15 protein-coding genes and 1 tRNA gene are annotated in these 23,544 nt (G+C 47.9%); 11 read left to right on the top strand and 5 right to left on the bottom strand.

Annotation, left to right across the window (positions count from 1 at the left end):
* Positions 1–53: 53 nt before the first annotated feature.
* The 6 genes from LL912_RS01670 to LL912_RS01695 all read left to right on the top strand — a co-directional run bounded on the left by LL912_RS01670 (position 54) and on the right by LL912_RS01695 (position 10,271).
* The gene (locus LL912_RS01670; RefSeq protein ID WP_235551820.1) at positions 54–2,447 is read left to right on the top strand and encodes an ABC transporter permease; all 2,394 of its coding nucleotides are present in this window, start codon (positions 54–56) and stop codon (positions 2,445–2,447) included.
* 365 nt (positions 2,448–2,812) lie between these two features.
* A complete protein-coding gene (locus tag LL912_RS01675) occupies positions 2,813–5,218 on the top strand; it encodes an ABC transporter permease (protein WP_235551821.1) in 2,406 nt (801 codons plus the stop codon).
* A gap of 30 nt (positions 5,219–5,248) precedes the next feature.
* Positions 5,249–5,518, top strand: coding sequence for a hypothetical protein (locus LL912_RS01680; protein WP_235551822.1), 270 nt, complete (start codon positions 5,249–5,251; stop codon positions 5,516–5,518).
* Positions 5,515–7,938 carry an ABC transporter permease gene (locus tag LL912_RS01685; protein ID WP_235551823.1) on the top strand — a complete coding sequence of 808 codons (2,424 nt, stop codon included), beginning with the start codon at positions 5,515–5,517 and terminating at the stop codon, positions 7,936–7,938. The genes LL912_RS01680 and LL912_RS01685 overlap by 4 nt, the downstream gene beginning before the upstream one ends.
* A gap of 207 nt (positions 7,939–8,145) precedes the next feature.
* A complete protein-coding gene (locus tag LL912_RS01690; protein WP_235551824.1) occupies positions 8,146–8,823 on the top strand; it encodes an ABC transporter ATP-binding protein in 678 nt (225 codons plus the stop codon).
* A gap of 137 nt (positions 8,824–8,960) precedes the next feature.
* Entirely contained in the window at positions 8,961–10,271 is a 1,311-nt protein-coding gene (locus LL912_RS01695; RefSeq protein ID WP_235551825.1) for a TolC family protein, read from the top strand.
* A 282-nt stretch (positions 10,272–10,553) separates the two neighbouring features.
* On the opposite strand, the gene LL912_RS01700 is transcribed toward LL912_RS01695, so the two are convergent.
* The 5 genes from LL912_RS01700 to LL912_RS01720 form a co-directional block, all read right to left on the bottom strand.
* On the bottom strand, positions 10,554–11,318 hold the full coding sequence (locus LL912_RS01700) for a M12 family metallo-peptidase (RefSeq protein WP_235551826.1): 765 nt from the start codon (positions 11,316–11,318) through the stop codon (positions 10,554–10,556).
* A gap of 65 nt (positions 11,319–11,383) precedes the next feature.
* Complete coding sequence (locus LL912_RS01705) at positions 11,384–11,857, bottom strand: NUDIX domain-containing protein (protein WP_235551827.1); 474 nt, start codon at positions 11,855–11,857, stop codon at positions 11,384–11,386.
* Entirely contained in the window at positions 11,854–12,795 is a 942-nt protein-coding gene (locus LL912_RS01710; protein WP_235551828.1) for a magnesium transporter CorA family protein, read from the bottom strand. Before LL912_RS01710 ends, LL912_RS01705 begins: the two co-directional genes overlap by 4 nt.
* Positions 12,792–13,574 carry a diaminopimelate epimerase gene (dapF, locus tag LL912_RS01715; RefSeq protein ID WP_235551829.1) on the bottom strand — a complete coding sequence of 261 codons (783 nt, stop codon included), beginning with the start codon at positions 13,572–13,574 and terminating at the stop codon, positions 12,792–12,794. Before dapF ends, LL912_RS01710 begins: the two co-directional genes overlap by 4 nt.
* Before the next feature lie 133 nt (positions 13,575–13,707).
* A complete protein-coding gene (locus LL912_RS01720) occupies positions 13,708–14,583 on the bottom strand; it encodes a nucleoside phosphorylase (protein WP_235551830.1) in 876 nt (291 codons plus the stop codon).
* Between the two features lie 123 nt (positions 14,584–14,706).
* Here LL912_RS01720 and LL912_RS01725 point away from each other — a divergent pair.
* From LL912_RS01725 to LL912_RS01745, 5 genes are all read left to right on the top strand, one after another.
* Positions 14,707–14,777: transfer RNA gene (locus LL912_RS01725), tRNA-Cys, on the top strand.
* Between the two features lie 941 nt (positions 14,778–15,718).
* A complete protein-coding gene (locus tag LL912_RS01730; protein WP_235551831.1) occupies positions 15,719–18,817 on the top strand; it encodes a SusC/RagA family TonB-linked outer membrane protein in 3,099 nt (1,032 codons plus the stop codon).
* Between the two features lie 22 nt (positions 18,818–18,839).
* On the top strand, positions 18,840–20,372 hold the full coding sequence (locus LL912_RS01735; RefSeq protein ID WP_235551832.1) for a RagB/SusD family nutrient uptake outer membrane protein: 1,533 nt from the start codon (positions 18,840–18,842) through the stop codon (positions 20,370–20,372).
* 42 nt (positions 20,373–20,414) lie between these two features.
* The gene (locus LL912_RS01740) at positions 20,415–22,280 is read left to right on the top strand and encodes an arylsulfatase (RefSeq protein ID WP_235551833.1); all 1,866 of its coding nucleotides are present in this window, start codon (positions 20,415–20,417) and stop codon (positions 22,278–22,280) included.
* A gap of 139 nt (positions 22,281–22,419) precedes the next feature.
* Entirely contained in the window at positions 22,420–23,463 is a 1,044-nt protein-coding gene (locus LL912_RS01745; protein ID WP_235551834.1) for a sterol desaturase family protein, read from the top strand.
* Positions 23,464–23,544 lie beyond the last annotated feature (81 nt).

The following is a 23,544-nucleotide window of genomic DNA, read 5'->3' on the forward strand; positions in this document are numbered from 1 at the left end:
TAGGGAATGGGGCAATGAATGAAGGTATTATTTGAAACGTTAATAGTTGAACAATGATCAAAAGTTATTTCAAAACGGCCTGGCGCAACATCTGGAGAAACAAAATGCATGCGCTCATCCACATCAGCGGACTGGCCATCAGTGTTACCGTTTTAGGTCTTATCACCCTGTATGTGCTGGATGAATACAGCTACGACCGGTTTTACGCAAATGCAGACCGTATTGTACGGGTAATACAGCATACGAAATGGAATGGTAACGATCTGCACCAGGCCACAACCCCGGCTCCGTTTGCACCGCAGCTGCAAAAAAACTTTCCCGAGGTAGAAGCGGCAGTGCGGATCGATCTGGAGGGAGGAGGTGTGATTTCCTATAAAGAAAAAAAGTTTAAACAGGAGGATATTATTTTTGCGGATCCGTCCCTTACGAAGATTTTCTCCTATCATTTTTTATACGGGGACCCGGAGAAGGCGCTTTCAGATCCGCGTTCGATCGTGATATCGGCATCGCTCGCTGAGAAGCTTTTTGGTACGGCCTCCGGGGCAATGATGCAAACAATTTACTTTAACGACCAGCAGCCAGCGCGGGTTACCGGCGTTATCAGGGATATTCCCGCAAATACGCATTTACGCTTTAGCGCCGTGCGTCCGTTTCCCGGCCCTGTAACGGATGGATGGCAGAATTTTCATTTTTATACGTATCTGTTGCTAAGAAGGGGCGTACAGGTTGCAGACCTGGAAAAGAAGCTTCCGGGTTTTGCCGCAGCTACTATGCAGCAGCGCATGCGGGTGAATGATTACAAAATGGCTTTGCAGCCGCTTTCATCCATTCATTTACATTCGCATCTTGATTATGAACTGAGTCAGAACAGTGATGCAGGAAGGGTGTATATGCTTATCGTAATTGCTGTATTGGTACTAGCCATCGCTGTCATCAATTACCTCAATCTTACGATAGCGGGCGCAGCCATTCGTACGAGGGAGATTGCCGTGCGTAAGGTGGTCGGGTCTGGAAGAGGCGGGATCATTGGCCTGTTTATGGCAGAGTCTGTATTGATTACGGGCATTGCCGTGTTGCTGGCGGTTCTGCTGGTGCAGCTGTTGCTTCCGGGTTTTGGCCGTTTTGTAGAGCGGGAGTTGTATATCGGACCATCCGGATGGCTGACCGTATGCGGAGCGATGATCATTGTTACGGCAATTGTCGGCTGTTTGAGCGGCCTGTACCCGTCGTTGTTATTATTGACCCTGAAAACCGCACCGGCGCTTAAGGGAAACGTAACCGTTAAGGAGCGCCTTGGGCTGAGAAAAATCTTTGTCATTTTTCAATTTACCATTGCCGCAGCATTGATACCGGCATCGGTGATCATTTTTCGCCAGCTGCAGTATATGTTGCAGGCAGACCTGGGCTTTAATAAAGAACAGGTGCTTACCTTCCATATCGACAACGTAAAGGTTCGCAACCAGGTACCGGCACTTAAAAATCAATTGCTCCGGAATCCGGCGATTGAGGCAGTGGCCGTAGCTGGCAATCCCATTGGAAACAATGACCTTGGCGGGTTGAGCTATCGCTTTGAAACGCCCGGAGGGGGCTTTTCCAGGGCAACAACCGCTGCCCAGGAACTGATGGTTGATGCGGATTACCTCCCGGCAATGGACATCCGGTTACAGAGCGGCAGAAACTTTTCAGACAGTATCCGTACAGACCAGTATGGCGCTGCACTGATTAATGAATCCCTGATGCGCAAGCTTGGGTGGCAGGAGGCTGTGGGCAGGAAACTGCAGTTCGGCATCGACGATTCAGGACATACCGCTGAGCGTACGATTATTGGAGTGGTACACGATTTTCATACCTATTCCCTGCAGCACCGGGTAGCGTCGCTGGTGATGGTAATGCCCCCGGTTCCGGCAATGCAGGATAACCTTTATGTACGGGTGGCAAAAGGAAAAAGTCGCGAAGCTCTCGCATATATTGCCCAGATCTACCGGCAGTTTGATCCAACGAATGTTACCACGTATCATTTCCTGGGAGACAATTTCAGGCGCCAGTATGCCGCTGAGCAGAAACAGGAAAAAATGTCCCTGATTTTTACAGCAATAGCAGTGCTTATAGCGGGTATGGGATTATTTGGCCTGGTGAGTATTATGGCCGTTCAGCGTACCCGTGAAATCGGCATCCGGAAAGTACTGGGTGCTGGTGTAACGCGTATTGTCCGGTTGTTTTCTATCGGTTTTTTAAAGCTGATCCTGATAGCGACCGTCATTGCTATTCCGCCAACCTGGTGGTTCATGAACCGGTGGCTGGAAACATTCGCATACCGGACACCCGTTCCCTGGTGGCTGTTTATATGTACCGGGGCCTTGATGCTTGTGATTGCGCTGGTCATTGTGAGCGTTCGGGCAATCGGAGCTGCAAGGGCCAATCCGGTGAAGGCATTGCGGTCGGAGTAGCCAATGCTGAGGAATGAATAGTCAATGGGAAAAGAGGGGAGCTGGTGATATTGACTGCGGCTACATAAATAAGGTATTCAATACTCAAATCGACGTGGATAGCGATTAGAGCTATCTAAAGATCGAATAGAGAAATATTGCCGAACACCGTATCCCTGGCCCTTGCCCGGATTTTTAATTGACACAATGTTCCGGAATAGCTGTATCAAAACCGGACAGTTCCTGTTTTAAAAGCGCACAGCCTGCTACTTGTCTCTTTATGTAGTATATTTATTACCAGTTATTTATGTTCGTGGCACCAAGGTTGAAACCCTAGGTTGGATGGAGCTGTTTAAAACCGCTCCGGATTGTTAAAGAAAGCAGGCATGATCAGAAATTATATAAAAATAGCATGGCGGAATATCCGGAAGCATGGATTGTACAGTACCGTAAATATCATCGGGCTGTTTGCCGGCATCCTGTTTTTCTTTTTGATCGGCGCTTATGTGTGGAGCGAGTTGCAGGTGAACCGGCATTTAAAAAATGCGCCACAGCAGTATATCCTTACAAGTGAATGGAAGGATCCTAATATGGGATATGATCTGGCTACCCTGGGACCGCTTGCCAGCCGCCTGAAAAATGATTATCCCAACCTGATTAAAAATTACTACCGGTACGATGGGATCACTGCCATCGTTTCCAGGGGAGAAAAACTGTTAAAGCAGAATGTTCAGATGGGGGATAGCACGCTGCTGAATATGTACGGGTTTAAGGTGTTGTACGGAGATCCCGTAACAGCGCTTTACCAGCCTTTTACAGCTGTCATCACCCGGGAAATAGCATTACTGTATTTTAATCGTACAGATGTGGTGGGTGAAACGCTGGCCATTCGTAGTTTTAAGGATACGGTTCACGATTTTAAAATCACAGCTGTTCTGGATAACCTGCAGGAGAATAGCGTGACGGGGTTAACGCCAACTTATCCAGGCAAGGTCTTTGTTTCCATTACCAACGCAGGTTATTTTGGCCGTGCCGACTTGGACGCATGGCAGAATATCCAGGTTGCCTCATATATCGAATTGCAAAAAGGTGTAAAAGTATCGGATCTGACCGGACCAATCCGGCAGCTGCTTCAACAAAATACATCCGCTGCGATACAGGAAAACCTACGGGTAAACCCGGTATTACTTACCGATTACCACCTGCACCGGAATAACAACGCGGTATTGCGCACCATTTATACGTTAACACTGGCAGGCCTGTTCATTCTCTTAATGGCGGTCGTGAACTTTGTTAATGTAAGCGTTAGCAGCGCCGGTACGCGGATGCGGGAGATTGGAGTAAGAAAGGTGATCGGGGGACGGCGCCGGCAGCTGCTCTTCCAGTTTCTTTCAGAATCTATTATATTGGTGGCCATTGCTACCCTTATGGCCGTTGCTGCCTATCCTGTTGCCAGTGTTTTTTTTGAAGGAGCCGTGGGTAAGCCATTGCCGCCATTGCCATCCTTCCCCTTGTACTTTATTGGCATACCGGTATTGTTTATCCTCTTTACCGGTGTGGCTTCCGGGTTATACCCGGCGTTCCGGCTGTCTGCTGTAAATATGATCCATGCAATGAAAGGAACCTTGCGGTCGGTAGGCGAAAACAAGTTGCTGCACAAGGGGCTTATGGGCTTTCAGTTTGCGGTGGCGCTGATGGTATTGGTGGCTGCTTTTATAATCACCCGGCAGGTGGCATATTTTTTTGGCAAAGACCTCGGTTATAACAAAGCGTTTTTGGTATCGGCACAGGTGCCGCGCAATTGGTCGAAGCCGGGTGTAGACAGGATGATTGCTATCAGGGACCAGTTTGCAAAATTGCCTGAAGTTGCTGCAGTTTCATTATCATATGAAATTCCAAACGGAAACAATGGCGGCCAGGTTCCGGTATATAAGTCCGGAGCGGATTCAGCAACGGCGCTTACCCTTCAGCTACTGTCTACAGATGAACATTATTTGAATGCCTATCAGGTGCCCCTGCGTGCCGGTCGTTTTTTTGATGGATATCACCGCGATTCAGGGCAGGTGGTGCTTAACAAAACTGCGGCAGCGGCATTGGGATACCCGTTGGCTGCTGCAGCTATCGGAAAGCAACTGCGGGTTCCGGGTGACCCTACCATATTTACGATAAAGGGCGTTACAGACGATTTTCATTTTGGGGCCATGTCTGGCAAAATACCGCCACTGCTAATGTTCCATGTTGACTTTAACCCGATCTACCGTTTCCTTTCTTTTAAATTAAAACCCGGAAATATACCGGCTTCTTTGGCAGCGCTTCAAAAGACATGGACTGCATTGATTCCGGAGGCTTCTTTCGAGTACCGTTTTATGGATGAAGACCTGCGCATTTTGTATGCGAAAGAACTACAGTTGAAAAAAGCGGCTTATGTAGCCGGCATACTAACCCTGGTCATTGTATTGCTGGGTGTGTTCAGCATGGTTTCCTTAAGTATCCAAAAGCGGATTAAAGAGATTGGTATACGTAAGGTGCTTGGAGCATCTGCCTCCGGTATCGTTCAGCTTCTTGCCCGGGAGTTTGTGGTGATATTGCTGATTGCTGTGCTGGTTGCGGTGCCCCTGGGTTATTGGTTGATGAGTAGCTGGCTGCAGCACTATGCCTATCATATAAACCTTTCACCGGAAATATTTTTTATGGCCTTTTTGTTCATCGCACTTGTTACTTTTTTGCTCATTGTGGTGCAAACGGCAAAAGCGGCAAGAGCCAATCCGGTAAAGTCGTTGCGTTCAGAATAACCGGGTATCTAATAAAGCATATTTTAACAGATGGCGAATGATTGGTTGAACATGTTTTTAAGTAGTATAAATAGTGATAGGGGTAATATCATTGCAGCATTCCGTTGCTCCATACCTATTGCTTTATGTGTTGAACAAGTAGCCGCCTATATTACCTGCCGGGATCATCAAACCCGGTGGGTAGTTGCAGCGGAAGACGGAGCGTTGCTGATTGGCGATGGGTGGATTCCTGCTTCAGCCTGGCCGGCTACGGAAAGGAAGGGACTGCCCTTCGGAATATTTAATGCCTGCAACGTATGATCAGAAATTATTTTAAAACAGCCTGGCGGAACCTGCTAAGAGGTAAAATGTTTTCCGTTATCAATATTGTCGGATTGGCGGCAGGACTGGCTGTTTGCATATTGATCACATTATTTGTAAAGGATGAACTGAGTTATGACCGGTATAACAAAAAAATAGATCGCATTTACCGCGTGAACACGGATATTCAACTAAATGGAAGCCGGTTTCATGATAATACGACACCGGCGCCGATGGCTATAGCACTAAAAAATGATTTTCCCCAGATCGAGCAGGCTACCCGGCTAAGAAACGCAAGCGGGCTGTTGCTGAAAAAAGGAACGGAGACGCTTGCCGAGCAGCATGCTTTTGGTGCAGATGCAAACCTGTTTGATGTGTTTACATTACCCATGTTAAAAGGAGATCCGCATACGGCACTGCTGGAGCCGCATACCATGGTGTTGTCTGAATCTGCGGCAGAAAAATACTTTAATACTACGGATATTATTGGAAAAACCATTCTAACCAACAACACTACGCCCTATAGGATTACCGGAGTTATCAAGAATACCCCCGCTGCCGCTCATCTACATTTTGATGTGGTATTTTCTTTGGCAGGTGATGAGAACCTGCGGCAGGATACCTGGCTGAGCAATAATTATAATACATATGTACTGGTTAAAAAAGGTGTAACTCCGGAGACCATGAATGCTTATCTGCAGGCCACTGCCCGTAAATACGCCGAACCGCAAATTCAGCAGGTGCTGCACAGCAGCTTTAAGGACTTTGAAGGGAAAGGAGATTATTTCCGCTATTATAGTATTCCACTGGACCGGATTCATTTGTATTCAACACTGAATACTGAAATTGAACCGCAGGGAAATATTCAATATGTATACGTTTTTTCCATTATTGGGATATTTATCCTGATCATCGCCTGTGTAAACTTTATGAACCTCGCCACTGCCCGCTCTTCCAGGCGTGCCCGGGAAGTGGGCGTGCGAAAAGTGTTGGGATCCAACAGGCGGGGGTTGATATTGCAGTTTTTATCCGAATCGATCCTTACCTGCTTTATCTCCCTGGTGCTGGCGGTTATGATCGCCGTCTTATCGCTGCATTATTTTAACGGTATTACCGGCAAGGCCATACCAGCATCCGGTGTGTTGTCCGTTTGGTTAATACCGGTATATTTACTGATCGTCCTGGTGATCGGGTTACTGGCGGGTATTTACCCGGCATTTTACCTCTCCGGTTTCAATCCCGTTCGTGTTTTAAAAGGACGGGTAGGGCTTAAAGGCAGCTGGCTCCGGAATGGGTTGGTTGTGTTCCAGTTTTCTATCGCCGTTTTTCTTATTATTGGGGTGCTCGTTATTTATGCGCAGTTGAACTATATTCGCGAAAAGGATACCGGGTATAACCGGGAACAGGTGTTGGTACTTAAAAATGCGTATGCATTGGGCGATCACGCCATTGCATTTAAAAATGAAGTACTGAAAATACCGGGTGTAACAGCGGCAACCCGTTCATCGGCGGTGCCCACGTTGCAGCTGGGCGATTGGAACAGGAATGCTTATTCAAGGGACGCATCGTTCTCTGCTGTTCAGTCGGTAACCCTGGGCGACTGGCAGGTGGATGCTGATTTTCTCCATACAATGGGAATGCGGCTGGTAGCTGGCCGGAACTTTGCACCGGAGTTTGCCAGTGATTCCGGCGCGGTATTGCTAAATGAAACAGCGGCTCGTATGCTTGGTTACAGCGACCCGGTAAAGGAAGCCATTTATGATATTGGAGACGACAGTACCATTACCCGTCATCCCATCATCGGGGTGGTAAAAGACTTTAGTACCGGCTCTATGCGCTATAAAACAGAACCGGTTATTCTTCGGTTGTCCCGGTATGGCGACCGGTTTTCTTTCAGGATAAAAAGTGGCGATATCCGGGGTGTTGTGAATCAGATTAAACAGAAATATCAGGCTATGGATAAAATGGCCGGGCAACCGTTCCTGTATTCATTTATGGACGATGATTTCAATGCCCTCTACAAATCGGAGCAGCGTACGGGAACGATTTTTATAGCCTTTGCGATCTTTGCCATTGGAATTGCCTGTATGGGATTGTTTGGGTTGGTATCCTATGCAACGGAACAGCGGATGCGTGAACTGGGTATCCGGAAAGTATTGGGTGCGGGGCTTTTTAATATCGTTGGTTTGCTTTCGGGCGACTTTTTAAAGCTGATTGCAGCCTCGCTTTTTATTGCATTTCCGTTGGGAGGATTTTTGATGCACCAATGGTTACGTGATTTTGCATACCGGACAAGGATCGGGTGGTGGTTTTTTGCAGCGTCGGGACTGGTAGCGCTGCTTGTTGCGGGAGGTACCATTGCCACCCAGGTGATCAGAGCAGCGCGCATGAATCCGGTAAAATCGTTGCGAAGTGAGTAATGAATGTGGAAATGTGAGCATATGAAAATGGGCACAACAGTGAGTGATCATAGCATATAAAGCGGCTTCATCGGGAACACATCGGTAGGGAATAGATAACAGTTAATAGGAAGTTATGAATAAAGATCGTAGAGTAGTAAACAGGATTAGCATGAATGGAAATGGCTGACGCCTCAAATCTTAAATTTGAAATCTCAATTCTAAAATATGTTATTACAACTAAGAGGAATTTACAAATGGGTGAACACGGGTATTAACAGAACGTTTTTGCTGAAAGATATCAACCTGGATATTGATGAGGGCGAATTTGTTTCAGTAATGGGGCCATCCGGCTCCGGCAAATCGACCCTGCTGAATGTGATCGGGATGCTGGATGATTTCGATGAGGGCACCTACCATTTTATGGGAGAAGCGGTACAACAGTTAAAAGAAAAGCAACGTACGGCTTTGTATAAACAGTATATTGGTTTTGTGTTTCAGGCCTACCACCTCATCGATGAGCTTACGGTATACGAGAATATCGAAACGCCGCTCTTATATAAGGGTATCAAAACTTCCGAACGGAAGGCCCTGGTTGCCGATATGCTGGACCGTTTTCAGATCGTGGGAAAGAAGGACCTGTTCCCGACCCAACTTTCCGGTGGTCAGCAGCAGTTGGTGGGTATAGCAAGGGCATTGATCGGCAACCCGAAACTGCTGCTGGCAGATGAACCTACCGGGAACCTGAACTCCAAACAGGGGGAAGAGATTATGGAATTGTTTAAGCAGCTGAATCAGGAGGGGGTAACCATTATCCAGGTAACGCACTCTGAGAAAAATGCGGAATATGGTTCCCGCATCATTCACCTGCTGGATGGACATGTGGAGCGGAAGGGCAATAATTAATAGTCAATGGTTAATGGGTGATCGTCAGCAGGAAAGGTTATAGCAATGGTTGCGGAAAATAAAAACCTTCGGCTGATCGCCAACAACTGATCGCTGACGACTGATAACTCAATTCAGAATTCTCAATTCTCAAACTCATGAAGTTTTTTTTTGTTGGATTTTTTTTATCTATGGTTCCGCTGAGCCTCCTGTCGCAGCCGGTCAATTATAGCCTGGAACAATGCATCGACATCGCTCTTAAAAACAACCTGCAGGTAACCCAGGCCGCCAACCAGGCCGGGCGTGATGTGGTGGCACATAACCAGGCCCGCTTAAATATGCTGCCCAACCTCAATGCTTCCGCCGGCCACGGCTGGTCTTTTGGACGGAGTATTGACAATACCACCAACGCATTCGTTGACAATAATATTTATTCGGGAGATTATAATATTTCCGGTGGTGTAACGCTCTTCCGGGGAATGAACCTGCAAAATACCGCCCGGCAGGCTGCCATGACGGCCGCAGCTTCGGGTATGAGCTGGCAACAGCAAAAGGATAATATTACGCTCAACGTAATTCTGGCTTATCTGCAGATGATGAGCGCACAGGATATGCTTGCGCAAACGAAGGAGCAGGCCCTGCTTTCAGAAAAACAGGTACAACGCCTGAAAGATATGAATGCAAAAGGAGCAGTAGCACCTTCGGATCTTTTCGATATGCAGGGGCAATATGCGAATGATGAAGCCATTATCATCAACGCCAAACGCGATGTGGAAACGGCTAAGATCAATATCTGCGCCCTTATGAATATACCCTACGACAGCAGCGTGGTTTTTGAGCGAATGGCGGTTAAGGAGATCCTGGAAAAAAACAGCACCAATGCTGCGGATGCCTATCATACGGCTTTAGACCGCTTTGCCCAGGTTAAAGCGGCAGACTATTCGGTAAAAAGCGCCGTTTACGGATTAAAGGCGGCCCGTTCAAAGCTATTCCCAACCCTGGATTTTGGTTACGGCATGAACAGCCGCTATGCACAATCTTCTGCTGCCAGTATCATGGATCAGTTAAAAAACAACAACAGCAAGAACCTGGGCTTTACCCTGTCTGTACCGATTTTCAACAACCTCCAGGCTCGGAATAATATAAAGCTGGCACGGTTAAACCTGAAAGATGCGGTGCAAAACGACAAGGCCGTGAAAACGCAGCTTCAGCAAAATGTAGAAGGTGCCGCCGTTAATATGAATGCGGCCTTTGACCGCTATAAAAAACTGCAGGATCGCGTAAATGCCCTGCAGCAATCTTACCAGGCAGCGGAGGCCCGTTTTAATGTGGGTCAATGGAACTCGGTGGAATACCTTACTGTAAAAAATAACCTCGACCGCGCCAACATTGACCTGATCGGGGGAAAATATGAGTACCTGCTCCGGGTGAAGATTTATAATTATTACCAGGGGATCAGCGGGGAGTAGCGATTGGAATGTGAAAATGAAGATACTCTTACTGCTCCATGATCTTCCTCCGGCTGATATGCTATAGACCTTAGACGATAACTATCTGACATCTCGTATCTGACGTCTAATAGCCAACATCGTGCATCAAGCATAAAACCGGATCCAACTGCGCTTTAGATAATGTCCTCACTGCCGGCCAGGAAAGCGATAAACGCTGAACTTAATCAACATTCTGGGACGCAGATCACCCATCTGGAAACCGATAGCTGATAGTTGAAGGCTGACCGTTGCCAACAAAGCTCACTTCCCGCCATTAGCTTTCAGATCTGCGAGGCATCCCGCATCCAGCGAAGGTGCGGCGTTCCGCGACAGGAACCCGAATACATCTGTGGTTTCAGAAGCATAATACATCAAGCACTGATCGTTGCTGCAATGGCTGCCATGCTGTGTATCTTTATGAGACGATTGCATGGGAGCGCCCAGGTCTACCAGTCCTAAAAGATGGCCCACTTCATGTTCCAGAACGGTTGCCTCCAGTTTGGTACGGCTTACCTGGCCGAAACCTCCGGAATTTTCGTGAATCTTTTTGCCCATCAGGGCGGCCGAAGTATTCCGGTAGGCGATGCCTAAAGTACTGGCATCTGTAAAGTCACTGTTGCTATAAAGAACATATATGCTTAACCGGGTATCTGTGTTAAAAAGTGTACGGTTATTATTTTCAATTTCCCGGATCTGGTTCAATGAAAGGGTTGCTTCGCCCGGGTTTGGAACTACCTTGGTTGTGATGGTGATGCCGCCGGGCTTATTGAGCCGGGCATTTAAAAATTGCTGCAGCTGGTCCAGTGCGGCGGCATCAGGAGCATAGCCGGTTACATATTGGATTTCCACCGCCAGGGACGTAAAATGATTGCTGGTAAGAAAATCCCTGGAGGAGGCCCCCACCGGCTTATTATAAGCCGTGCCGTCTTTACCGGGGCTATTGATAAAAGAAGCGTCTTTTTTTGAACAGGTAGCGCTGGTAAACACTACAATGCCCAGCGCTATCGCGGTAATAACTCGTTTCATGTGGATGGATTAAAACTTGATGCTAAAAGTACGGGTTTTGCACCACTGTTGAAAGCTCAGGCTCTCTACCGCCGCATATCTGAAACGGGTACGCCGCGTTTTTTCAGCAGGTCTGCTGCAATCTTATCGATCGGAAGCGTCATTACTTCGGCTGAAAAATGTGCCCAGTCTACAAAACGGAAGTTTTCCGTGATGGTGGCCGGGTAAACCGGGGTGCCATTATTTACGGGAAAGGGCAAGGGCTTCAGCGGTTGCACAATATAATAGATGGAGATGAGCTGATGCGCTTCATTAAATGCCGATTGCTGAAAAAAGTCGGTGGTATAGAGGTGATCCACTACGGCTACGTCTGCATTCATTTCTTCTTTGCATTCGCGGATAATACACTCCCTGGTGCCTTCACCCAGCTCCAGCCCACCCCCAGGAAATTTGGTAACCTCCCGGTTATTAAAATAAATACGCTCGTCGCTTACCAGCACCTGTTTTCGTTCGTTTACCAGGATGCCGTAAACGCGGATGTTGAAGGATGTTAATGTCATTCCAGTATTTTTTTTCTAAATGCGAGTACACCCAGTACTACTGCCAGCAGCAGCGAAAGTACGGCCACAATGTAAAAGGCATAAGGGGAATGTTCAAAGCCGCTGGGCACATTCATCCCAAAGATACTGGCGATCAGTACCGGGAAGCTCAGCACAATGGTAGCAATAGCCAGCCGCTTCAATACCTGGTTTTGATTGTTGGCTATAATGCTGGCAAATGTATCCATGGTACTGCTGAGGATATTGGTATAAATATTGGCCATCTCCAGAGCCTGCGAATTGTCTACCATCAGATCTTCCAGCAGTTCCGCTTCGTTTTCGGTGAGCTGGAGAAACCTGGTACGCTGTATTTTTGCGAGCAGCAGCTCGTTAGAGCGGAGCGCGGTCACAAAATACACCAGGCTTTTCTGGATCTTCATCAGTTCCAGCAGGTGCTCGTTTTTGTTGGCGTCATACAATTTCTGCTCAATCACATTCCGTTTCTGATTGATCTCTTTCAGGTACTCCATAAAGTTCTGAATGATCTTTTCGATAATCTTGATCACCATCATATTCTTCTTATCCGGCTGACGGTTCTGAAAGGTATTCAGGAACTTTTTAATAGCGGGATTCTCAAAAGAATTTACCGTAACAATATGGTTGTGGGTGAGGATGACAATGATGGGAATAGTGATGTAAAAGGCATCACTCTCATTGAAAGAATTATTTTCGGTGGGGGTTTTAATGACAATAAGCTTTACATTGTCGTCTTCATCATAACGGCTGCGTTCATCGATATCCAGCGAGTCGGTCAGAAAATCGATCGGGATCTCCAGCTGGTCTGATAGTTCGTCAAACTCCTCCTGTTTCAACGGGGGAACAACATTTACCCAGCTGTCGTTTTCCGGCTCGGATATTTCAACAGTGTGATGATCGATATTTTTAAAGTATTTGATCATAACACTTCAGTGCTTATCTGACCTTCAAAAACCTTTATAGCAGGCCCTTTCAGCCAAATATTGTTAAAGCTTCCATCCGTTTCCCGCCGGTACCGGACTGTAAGTTTCCCACCCAGGGTTTCGATGTTCACCGCGTTGAACCCGTTATCGTTGTGATGAAAGACCAGGGCAGCAGCTGTAACGCCGGTACCACAGGAATAGGTTTCATCTTCCACGCCCCGCTCATAGGTGCGTACAATGAGGTGATCTGGCTCTTTTACTTCAACGAAATTTACATTAATACCCTCTTCTGCAAAATCCTTGCTGTATCTTATTTTTTTTCCTTCTTTAAAAACATCCAGCTGCATTACATCCGGATCGAGCTGCACATAATGCGGTGAACCGGTATTCAGGATCGAATCGGTTTTGTATGCACGGATGCCTTCCACATCTTTCATCTTTAAAGCAATTTCCCCATCCTCGATGGTGGCATCGTGCGGCCCGTCGGCGGCAATAAAATGATAAGTAGTTTTCCGGATACCCTGGTCATGGGCAAACTGTACTATGCAGCGGCCTCCGTTTCCACACATGGAGCCTTCACGCCCGTCTGCATTAAAGTATACCATTTCAAAATCATAGCCTTCTTTTTCATTGAGTAGCATAAAACCATCAGCCCCGATGCCAAACCGCCGGTTGCAGAGGTTTTTGATTTGTGATTCCGTTAATCCGGAGTATGCACCGTTGCGGTTATCTACCAATATAAAGTCATTGCCGGTACCCTGATATTTATAGAATGTCATATTTGTTGTTTTATCGTTCGTTGTTCCTGATGCGTCCTGTGCTGAGTTGTTGAGCCTGCCTGAAATTCCTGTTGCCCTGTGACCGGAACGATCAACTGAGCGTGCAAGATGGTTGGGCCTTGTACTGCAGCGGCTAAAAATTATTTTTAAATGTCTCTAAAAATTTTACAATCAGTCGTTCTACTGCCGCCTTCCCGTCCCGGGTAAATTCTTTTACGATCCGGTTGGCTACAATGGCGTTTAGCGCCAGGCAATGGTGACCGAGCAGTTTTCCCAATCCGAATATGGCAGAAGTTTCCATCTCAAAGTTGGTGATCCGGTGCTGGCCAAAACTGAAATCGGTCAACCGGTCGATTAGCTGCGGATTGCGTACTCCCAAGCGCAGCACTCTTCCCTGCGGGCCGTAAAAGCCCGGGCAGGTAACGGTAATGCCCTGGTGAAAATCAGTTACAAAATGTTTGAGGAGGGAAGGGGAGGCGCCGGTGATATACGGTGTGCTCAATCCCTGCATCTGCACATGGGTAACAAAAGAATGCAGCAATTGGGTTTCCTCGTCGGTTTCCTCCGGGCGGTAAAAATTCAGCAGGTTGTCCAGGCCCAAACCATGGGTGGAGGCCACAAAGCTGTCTACCGGGATATCGGCCTGTAAGGATCCGGAAGTACCCACGCGGATGATATTGAGGGCCTTCAGGTTGGGGCGGATTTCCCGTGTTTCGAAATCAATATTGACCAGTGCATCCAGCTCATTCATCACAATGTCGATATTGTCTGGCCCGATACCCGACGATAGTACCGTAAGCCGTTTGCCGCCTACCACTCCGGTGTGGCTCACAAACTCGCGGTGCTGGCGTTTGACCTCGATGGTATCAAAATATTTGCTAAACTCAGCCACGCGGTCAGGATCACCTACCGTAACCACTGTATCTGCCAGTTCCTCGGGGCGAAGATCCAGATGGTACACCGCACCCCTGTTATTGATAATCAATTCCGATTCTGCGATCCTGCTCATAAAAAAAGGTCTTTAATCTTTGCAAATATTTACCAAAAATATCCTATTTTTGCCAGCCTTCAAAGATTAAATGGCAGGATGGAAATGTTGTATTACCGGTGCCGGCGTTGAAGGATCAAGAATGGTCTCGTGGCCGAGTGGCTAGGCAGAGCTCTGCAAAAGCTCGTACAGCGGTTCGAATCCGCTCGAGACCTCTGGTTAAAAAAGTGAAACCCGCTCTGGCAGCGGGTTTTTGCATGTAATAGCGTTCCATGGCGGGTTGTGCCCTATGGTTAAATCGGATATTTGCTTGTTATTTGATAAGGGTTAAGTGAAAACGGGCCCCGGCGCGACCCGGGAAAACAATGTCAATACGAAGCTTGTTTACAATCTTCACGTGCTAGCTCCCGCAGGAGATGGCCGGGTTAACAGCGTATAATTGTTATAAAGTAAAGATCATTTCCTTCATGATTTATAGAAACTCCTCCGCTGCGGTTGGAGTGACGATGATTTTCTTTTGTAACGGAAGAAAGATCATCAATCTTCCCGTGGCGTCTCCCGCTGGGGACGCCCGGGTTTCAGCGTATGAATATTATAATGTGCAGATCATTTTCAGGGTCCCTTTCAGAAGACCCTGAAATGAAGTGGTGGGTTTGCTGCAGTGTTATCCGAAAGGTTGTTTTTTGTACCGGTTCTTCCCGTGACGTCTCCCGCAGGGGACGCCCAGGTTTCAGCGTATGATTATTATAATGTGCAGATCATTTTCAGGGTCCCTTTCAGGAGACCCTGAAAATAAATAGTAGTCTATAAATTTGGTGGACTAAAAAAATGCTGTTAATCTTGCAACTTATTATGAACTCCCCGGCTTTCAGCAACAGGATGAATCAAAAATCATTGATGTGGAACACAGGCTGCATGTTAAGTGCTTTTGTCTGTTGTTGCAGCTGTTAATCTGATGCCTTCTTTAAAGCCGTTCCCTTTTTAATTTTTTCTTTTTACTTAACCGATTTTTCGTAATGGACGACTCATAAAAATCACACAAAAATGCCGGGCCTGTTGGCGCAGAAACCCGGCTGCATCATAACGTGTTTCCTGTTAAAAGATCCGGTATGCATAGCATACAGGCCACCTTATTGTTTAATGCAAATCAAATGTAATGAAAAAAAAGTTTACGGTTTTTTTATTGCTAACCTCATTGTTGACACTGCTGCAAAAAAACGTTTCTTCACAGGAGCCGCACACGGTTATCAATACGCAGTTTAGCGGCCATGTATACGACTCACTGTCAAAACTCCCGCTTGATGGGGCTACTGTATTGATTAAGGGTACCACTAATCAGTCGCGGGCAGATGAGAAAGGCCAGTTCAAATTGAGAACGGGACAGACGCTGCCGTTTACCATCATTGTATCTTTTGTGGGATATGAAACCCGGGAAATTTATGTTACCGAGCCTGTGGTTACCGTTCCGTTGGAGCGGCGTAAAAATGATCTGGGCGAAGTGGTGGTAGTGGGGTATGGTACCCAGAAGCGCAGCAGTATTACCGGTTCCGTGGCTTCAGTGTCAAAAACAGGGTTATCGCAGCCGGCAGTGGCCTTGGATAACCTGCTGCAGGGTTCTGTTTCGGGTGTTGCAGTAACACAGTCATCCGGTCAGCCGGGCAGTACTGCCACCATACGGATCCGGGGCGGGAATTCTATTAATTTCGGGAACGATCCGCTCTATGTGATCGATGGCTTTATTGTTTACAATAATAATAATCTTACCAATACGGGGGCATCCAGCGGAGGCGGGATCAATGCACTGTCTACCATCAATCCGTCAGACATAGAATCGATCGATGTCCTGAAAGATGCGGCGGCTACTGCAATCTATGGTTCCAGGGGCGCGAACGGCGTGGTAATCATTACTACCAAGAAGGGGCGTAAGGGGCGAACCGAACTGAATTACAGCGGGTATTTCGGCAAGCAGGAGGCGGCCAAAACGCATCAACTGCTGAACGGTGGGCAATGGGCAGCGCTGATTAATGATATCAACAAGAGCGATAACCAGGCCGTAACCTTTACACCGGCGCAGATCCAGGCATTCGGCGAAGGCTACGACTGGCAGCAGGCGGCATTGCGGCGCACTTCAATGCAGAACCACGAGTTGTCCATATCCGGCGGAGATGAAAAATCGCGATTCCTGATTTCCGGTAATTATTTTGACCAGGATGGGGTGATTCTCCATACGGGGTTTCGGCGTTATTCCGGGCGCATTAATTATGAGCGGGAACTGAACAGTAAATTTACCGTAGCAGCCAATGTATACCTGAGCCGGGCAAGTCAGGATAAACTTACGGGTGCTAATTTTGGAAGCATCGGTTTTAATGGTGCCTTCCCTACATTGGTGCTCACACCTTCCATCGTAAAGATCTGGAACGAAGATGGCAGTTACAACAACCAGAATCCATATATTGCTACTCCAACAAATGCCCTCCGCGATATTGAAGCCACCAAAAACGAAACCCTGATCGCCCGCAGCCTGGCGAACGCTTTTGTGGAATACCGGATCATAGAGGGGCTGGTCCTCAAGTCTTCCTTTGGGATGGACCAGCTAACGACCAAACAAAATTATTATGCCCCTTCCTATACTTCGGCGGGTTATTCCGCAGGTGGCATCGCCGCCGTAGGAACCGTACAGGGAAGTTCCTGGCTGAACGAAAATACCCTGACCTATTCGAAAAACATCCGCGACCGGCATGCGTTGAATGGCTTGTTGGGTTACACTACTCAGTATTCAGAAGATGAGAGTGCAGTGGCGGGAGCACAGAAATTTGCGTCGGACCTTACGGGATATAACAACCTTTCCCTGGGAGGGACGGCGGTGCTGCCGGCTTCAGACGCACATGCGGCTGCGCTGAACTCGTTCCTCGGCCGGATCAATTACACCTTTGATGATAAATACTCGATATCCCTGACCCAGCGTGCGGATGGCTCCTCCCGGCTGGGAAAAAATAATAAATGGGGATTCTTTCCTTCCGTGGGCGTATCCTGGAATGCCGTAAAGGAACGTTTCCTGGAACAAAGCCATGCCATCTCCAATCTGAAGTTGCGGGCATCGTACGGACAAACCGGGAATTCTGAAGTACCGCCCTACAGTTCCCTTTCTGTGCTGGCCGCCAGTAATTATTTTTTTAACGGATCGCTGGTTACGGGCGTAGCTCCCGCACAGCTGGCCAATGAGAACCTGAAGTGGGAAACCACTACGCAATGGAACCTGGGTGTTGATGCGGGTTTTTTTAAGAACCGGATTAGCATATCCGCAGATGTGTACGGGAAAAAGACAAGCGACCTGTTGCTGTTTGTTCCTTTTCCTTTGTATACCGGATATAATACGGTATTGAAAAATGCCGGGAGTGTTTCCAACAGGGGTATCGAATTTTCCATCAACACCGATAATATCAGGGGCCGCCGCTTTAGCTGGAAATCTTCAATTGTTTTTGCGGCAAACAAGAACAAGGTGCTAAACCTGGGAGATGGGGTAGATTATTATTACCCCGTGGCACCCACGGGGTTCGTGTCACCGGTCATTGTGAAGGTGGGGCTTCCCGTGTCTACATTCTGGGGATACCGCACGGATGGATTGCTGACGGCTGCTGATCTTGAGGCACATGTACCCAAACTGGCGGGTGTGTCACAGCTGGAAGGCGACCGTAAATACGTAGATGCGAATCACGACGGCGTGATCACCACTGCGGATAAAGTGAACCTGGGAAATGCGCAGCCGAAGTTTACATTTGGGGTTACCAATAACCTGGCCGCATATGGGTTTGACCTTTCGGTTTTGCTCCAGGGCACCTACGGCAATAAGGTATTTAATTTCATCCGGCAAAAGCTGGAAATCCCAACCCTTTCATTGAATGCTTCGGCATCATTGCTGGACCGGTGGAGCCCGGAGCATCCAGAAGGCAAAGAGCCTCGGGCAACGAATTCTCCGGTGCCGCAGGTAATCGACCGGTATATCGAAGACGCTTCATTCTTCCGGATAAAGAATATCACCCTGGGATATACATTGCCCGCCAATCTGCTTACCCGCTATAAGATCACAAAATTGCGATTCTATATTACCGGGCAAAACCTGATCACGGTGACGCCTTACAGTGGTCTTGACCCTGAAGCCAACCTGTATGATGTGGACAATACCAAACAAGGAATTGATTATGGCATCTATCCTGCTACAAAAACCGTTCTTGTCGGATTAAATATCACTATTTGATCATTTAAACAATATACCTGTTATGAATTCCATATTGAAAGTAATCTTCCGGTCTGTTTATTTCATCGCTGCAATAGGAATGACCGGCTGCAATAAACTAAAAGAACTCCCCGAATCGGTGATCACCGAAGATCAGTATTATAAAACCGCAACCGATGCGGTCAGTGCGGTCAATGCGGCATATGGCAGTTTGAATGGCGATCCGGCCGGCGATTTTCCCATCTATGGCCGCAACCTGAACATCCTGATCAGCAACGGATCGGATGAACAGATCTTTAGTCCCTCCAATACGAACCCGGATGTGCGGGCCATTGGAACGATCACCTATGTGGCCGAGAATGACCGGGTGCGGAAAATATGGCAGCAACATTACTACGGGATCAACCGGGCTAATGTGGCTGTTGACAAGATCCCTGGTATTGAAATGGACGAAACGACCAGGAGCCGGCTCATCAATGAAGCCCGCTTTATAAGAGGCCTGTTGTATTTTAACCTGGTGCGCCTGTTTGGAGGCGTGCCGCTGGTGCTGCACAATCCATCATCTACGGATATTGAGGATGTAATGGTAAAACGCGCAACGCCAGAGGAAGTATATGCACAGGTGATAGCGGATTTCACCGCAGCAACGGCCTTACCGGCATCTTATTCCGGAGCAGACAAAGGCCGCGCCACATCCGGCGCTGCCTGGGGCTTACTGGCGAAAGTATATGTTACAAAAAAGAACTGGGAACTGGCAAGGACCACGCTGGAAAAAGTTCTTACAGCAGGCACTTTTACTGCAGCAAGGGGCACCTATGGTTACGATCTGTTTCCCGTTTTCAAAGATGCGTTTCAGAAACCCACGAAGAATGGAAAGGAACACCTGTTCTCCGTGCAATATGAATCGAACCTGGGGGCACGCAATGTGCAGAACTTTCTGAGCGGGTCCAATTTCAATTCTTTCAACCCTAAATCCTTTCCGGGTGATGTGCCGGATGAAAACCTTCCTAAGATCTTCGATGATGCTGATACCCGTAAGGCGGCCAGTTTTTTTACAAAGATGCTGAACCCGGTCACCGGTCAGGAAGTGGATTTTTCACCGGTAACCCGTTATGCCAAATTTATTGATTTCAGTCTGAACCCCATTACCAACCAGGCCCAGAGCGGGATCAATTACCCGGTATTGCGGTATGCCGACGTGCTGCTGTTGTATGCCGAAGTGTTGAACGAACTGCAGGGCCCCGTGGCAGAGGCCTATAAAGCGTTGAATATCGTAAGGGCGCGTGCTTATGGTTTTTATACCGGCAATGGAAGTTACACGGATCACAGCCGGGATCTTTCGGAGCTGGATCAGGCCGGTTTCCGGGAAGCAGTTTTCCTGGAGCGCCGGAAAGAACTGGTACAGGAAGGGAACCGGTGGTTCGACCTGGTGCGCAAAGGCTCGTTGGTTGAGGAACTGAAAAAAATACCGGCAAAAGCGAATAACGTGTCGGAGAAACATTATCTGTTCCCGATACCCCAAGTGGAAATTGATTTAAACAATCTGCTGATACAAAACCCGGGCTGGAGCCGATAGCCCGTAGATTTTTTAACATAAACAGCTTTAAAAAATGAAATTATGAAAATCAGGATTATTGCAGTTTTTACACTGCTGCTCATGACAACCATTTATGCAAGCGGCCAGCAAAGGCCACCGTTTCAAGGCCGGATCGGTAAAACACTGGCCGGCTCCGAAGAGTGGTGGCCGGAACCCGTAACGCCGCCGGCACAGGCGCCCAATGTGGTGTGGATCTTACTGGATGATGTGGGATACGGCGCCTCCAGTAGTTTTGGCGGACTGATTCAAACACCCACTTTTGATTCATTAGCCAATAACGGGCTGCGGTATACCAATTTTCACACTGCGGCGATCTGTGCGCCTACCCGCGCGGCATTGCTTACCGGCCGCAACTCGCATTATGTGGGCGTGGGCGGATTTTCACATGTGGCTATGTCGGCTGGTTTTCCCGGTTGGAGCGGCCGCATTCCCAACGATAAAGGCACCATTGCACAGATCCTGCAATCTAACGGCTACAATACCTTTGCTGTAGGAAAATATGGGTTGACTCCGGATGAAGAAGCCACCGATGCCGGCCCTTTCGACCGCTGGCCAGGCGGGAAAGGGTTTGAACAGTTTTTCGGCTTCCTGGGTTCCCAGACCGATCAGTACGATCCGGACCTGGTGGAGAACAATGCGCATATCAAAACCGATGGCCGGCACCTGAATGATCAGATCACCGATAAAGCCATCGGGTATATTCAAAAACAGCAACAGGCTGCTCCGGGAAAGCCTTTCTTTCTTTATTATGCACCCGGCGCTGTGCATGCACCGCATCAGGTGGCCCCGGAGTTTAGCAGCCGGTATAAGGGCGTGTTTGATGAGGGATGGGACCGGTATCGTGAAAAGGTACTGGCCAACCAGATCCGGCTGGGCGTAGTGCCAAAGAACGCCCAACTGCCCGAGCGCAATAAAGAGATACAGGCCTGGGATCAATTGCCCGCGGAAAAGAAAAAACTATATGCCCGGTTTATGGAAACCTATGCCGGCTATCTTACCTACACCGATTACTGCGTAGGCCGGCTGATCAGTTATCTTAAAGAAGCAAACCTGTTGGAAAATACCGTGGTTGTGGTCATGATCGGGGATAACGGTGCCAGTAAGGAAGGCACGTTCCAGGGAACCTTACAACCGCGGAACCAGATTGGCACACAAACGGAGGAAGATCAGTTCCGGTATAATCTTTCGCGCATTGATGATATCGGCCTGCCCCAGGGTAAGAATACCAATTACCCGTTGGGCTGGGCGCAGGCTACCAACACGCCATTCCGCCAGTGGAAGCAGGACGCCAACGCAGAAGGTGGTACGCATAATCCACTCATAATTTTTTACCCGAAAGGTATCCAAGAAAAGGGGGGCATCCGCACGCAGTACAGCCATGTGATCGATATCCTGCCTACCACATTGGATCTTGTAGGTATAAAAGCACCTGCCGCCATACGAAATGTTCCGCAGGATACTATACAGGGATATTCATTACTGAAAACACTGAATGATGCTGGTGCGACCGCAGATCATAAGATACAGCATTATTATATTTTTGGGGCGCGATCCATTTATGCCAACGGATGGAAAGCTGCTGCCGCCCATCATCCCAATGCCATTGATTATGTAAAAACGAGAACCACCGGCTGGAAGAATGATCCCGGCCGCTGGGAAAAGGACGAATGGGAATTATACAACCTGAATGAAGATTTTAATGAACGGGTGAACCTGGCTAAGAAATATCCGGAAAAATTAGAAGCATTAAAAAAACTGTTTGATCAACAGGCAGAAAAGAACCACCTGTATCCGCTTATCGACTGGGAGGATGTATATGAAAAACGGATTCATAGAAATTATAAACCGGCGGTGTACGGAACAGCTACAGCTACTGCCGGCAAATAAAATAAAAGTGTTATGAACGATCTGAATATACTCGCAAAAAAAATCATCATCAGCATCGGCATAGTATTGATACCACTGGCTTTTATAGCCGGTGGTCTATACCTGCTGCAATTGCTGCTGACACTTTAAATGATATTATATGCATTATAAAATTGAAAATCCCCGGAAACTCACCAGGGATATCCTGATAAGCGCTGGATTGTACCTGCTGCCTGTTGCACTGATGTTGCTCTATTTTTATGCATTGCATGAAAAACCCTGGCATCATAGTACCGCCGAAAACCTGCGGATCATGCAGGAGCATATTCCTGCCTGGCTGCAATCAACATTTACTCATCTCCGCAAATGGGGACTGATTGTTCTGGCGATTGAAGTGGGCATTATTGAAGTGGCTGCGGGGCTTTATGAAAACCGCCGCTGGACGCACAACGAGAAGATCCTGGATCTGGTTTGCTTTGTGGCGCCCAAACTGCTGTTTATTCCGGTGCTTACGTTCTTCAGCCTGAAATTGCTGCCCCTGGTGTTGCCGGCCGCCAAAGATGTTTTTGTGTGGGTACCGTTCTGGTGGGGCGCGCTGATCATTGCAGTGGCCGATGATCTTACCCAGTACTGGTACCACCGGCTGCATCACCAGGTGCCTTTTCTTTGGCGGTTTCACCGGACGCACCATTCAGCTCCCTATATGGGCATGTCGATGGCCAGCCGGCAGAATATTATTTATACGATTTTCTTTTCGCAGATCTATCTCATAGCGATCCTGACCTATCTCGGGCTGGGCTTGCCGGCGTTGTTTGTCGGAGGTGTAAAATCGCTGATCACGCTTTCTGCGCATAGCAGTATCAAATGGGACAAACCTTTTTACACGTACCGGTGGCTGCATCCCATTGGATGGGTGTTGGAACGGCTGATCTCCACACCCGCTACGCACCATGCGCATCATGCCGACTCAACGGATGATGGCATTGGTCATTATAAGGGCAATTTTGGAAATATGTTCTTCATATGGGATATTATTTTTGGTACCGGTATCATTACCCGGAAATACCCGGAAACCTATGGCATTAAATCGTACCAGGAAGAAGAGTGGTATGCGCAGTTCCTCTGGCCGGTGTTTAAATCCAAAAAGCAGGGAAGTGAGTTGGCTAAAGGAGGACCGGTGGTTGCAGAGGAGCCACAGTCCTGAGCATACGACAACGATCCGTTTAACCTTCCCGTGGCGTCTCCCGTAGGGGACGCCCGGGTTTGCAGGAATAACAGGTATCGA

It is taken from the genome of Niabella agricola (assembly GCF_021538615.1).
In the GTDB taxonomy this organism is placed as follows: Bacteria; Bacteroidota; Bacteroidia; order Chitinophagales; family Chitinophagaceae; genus Niabella; species Niabella agricola.

What these genes read in the sequence shown, in the direction of transcription:
- LL912_RS01735 (WP_235551832.1), top strand. Translation starts at nt 18,840, where the DNA reads ATGAATTCCATATTGAAAGTAATCTTCCGGTCTGTTTATTTCATCGCT.
- LL912_RS01710 (WP_235551828.1), bottom strand. Translation starts at nt 12,795, where the DNA reads ATGATCAAATACTTTAAAAATATCGATCATCACACTGTTGAAATATCC.
- LL912_RS01685 (WP_235551823.1), top strand. Translation starts at nt 5,515, where the DNA reads ATGATCAGAAATTATTTTAAAACAGCCTGGCGGAACCTGCTAAGAGGT.
- LL912_RS01675 (WP_235551821.1), top strand. Translation starts at nt 2,813, where the DNA reads ATGATCAGAAATTATATAAAAATAGCATGGCGGAATATCCGGAAGCAT.
- dapF (WP_235551829.1), bottom strand. Translation starts at nt 13,574, where the DNA reads ATGACATTCTATAAATATCAGGGTACCGGCAATGACTTTATATTGGTA.
- LL912_RS01740 (WP_235551833.1), top strand. Translation starts at nt 20,415, where the DNA reads ATGAAAATCAGGATTATTGCAGTTTTTACACTGCTGCTCATGACAACC.
- LL912_RS01670 (WP_235551820.1), top strand. Translation starts at nt 54, where the DNA reads ATGATCAAAAGTTATTTCAAAACGGCCTGGCGCAACATCTGGAGAAAC.
- LL912_RS01690 (WP_235551824.1), top strand. Translation starts at nt 8,146, where the DNA reads ATGTTATTACAACTAAGAGGAATTTACAAATGGGTGAACACGGGTATT.
- LL912_RS01700 (WP_235551826.1), bottom strand. Translation starts at nt 11,318, where the DNA reads ATGAAACGAGTTATTACCGCGATAGCGCTGGGCATTGTAGTGTTTACC.
- LL912_RS01745 (WP_235551834.1), top strand. Translation starts at nt 22,420, where the DNA reads ATGCATTATAAAATTGAAAATCCCCGGAAACTCACCAGGGATATCCTG.
- LL912_RS01720 (WP_235551830.1), bottom strand. Translation starts at nt 14,583, where the DNA reads ATGAGCAGGATCGCAGAATCGGAATTGATTATCAATAACAGGGGTGCG.
- LL912_RS01695 (WP_235551825.1), top strand. Translation starts at nt 8,961, where the DNA reads ATGAAGTTTTTTTTTGTTGGATTTTTTTTATCTATGGTTCCGCTGAGC.
- LL912_RS01705 (WP_235551827.1), bottom strand. Translation starts at nt 11,857, where the DNA reads ATGACATTAACATCCTTCAACATCCGCGTTTACGGCATCCTGGTAAAC.
- LL912_RS01730 (WP_235551831.1), top strand. Translation starts at nt 15,719, where the DNA reads ATGAAAAAAAAGTTTACGGTTTTTTTATTGCTAACCTCATTGTTGACA.
- LL912_RS01680 (WP_235551822.1), top strand. Translation starts at nt 5,249, where the DNA reads ATGGCGAATGATTGGTTGAACATGTTTTTAAGTAGTATAAATAGTGAT.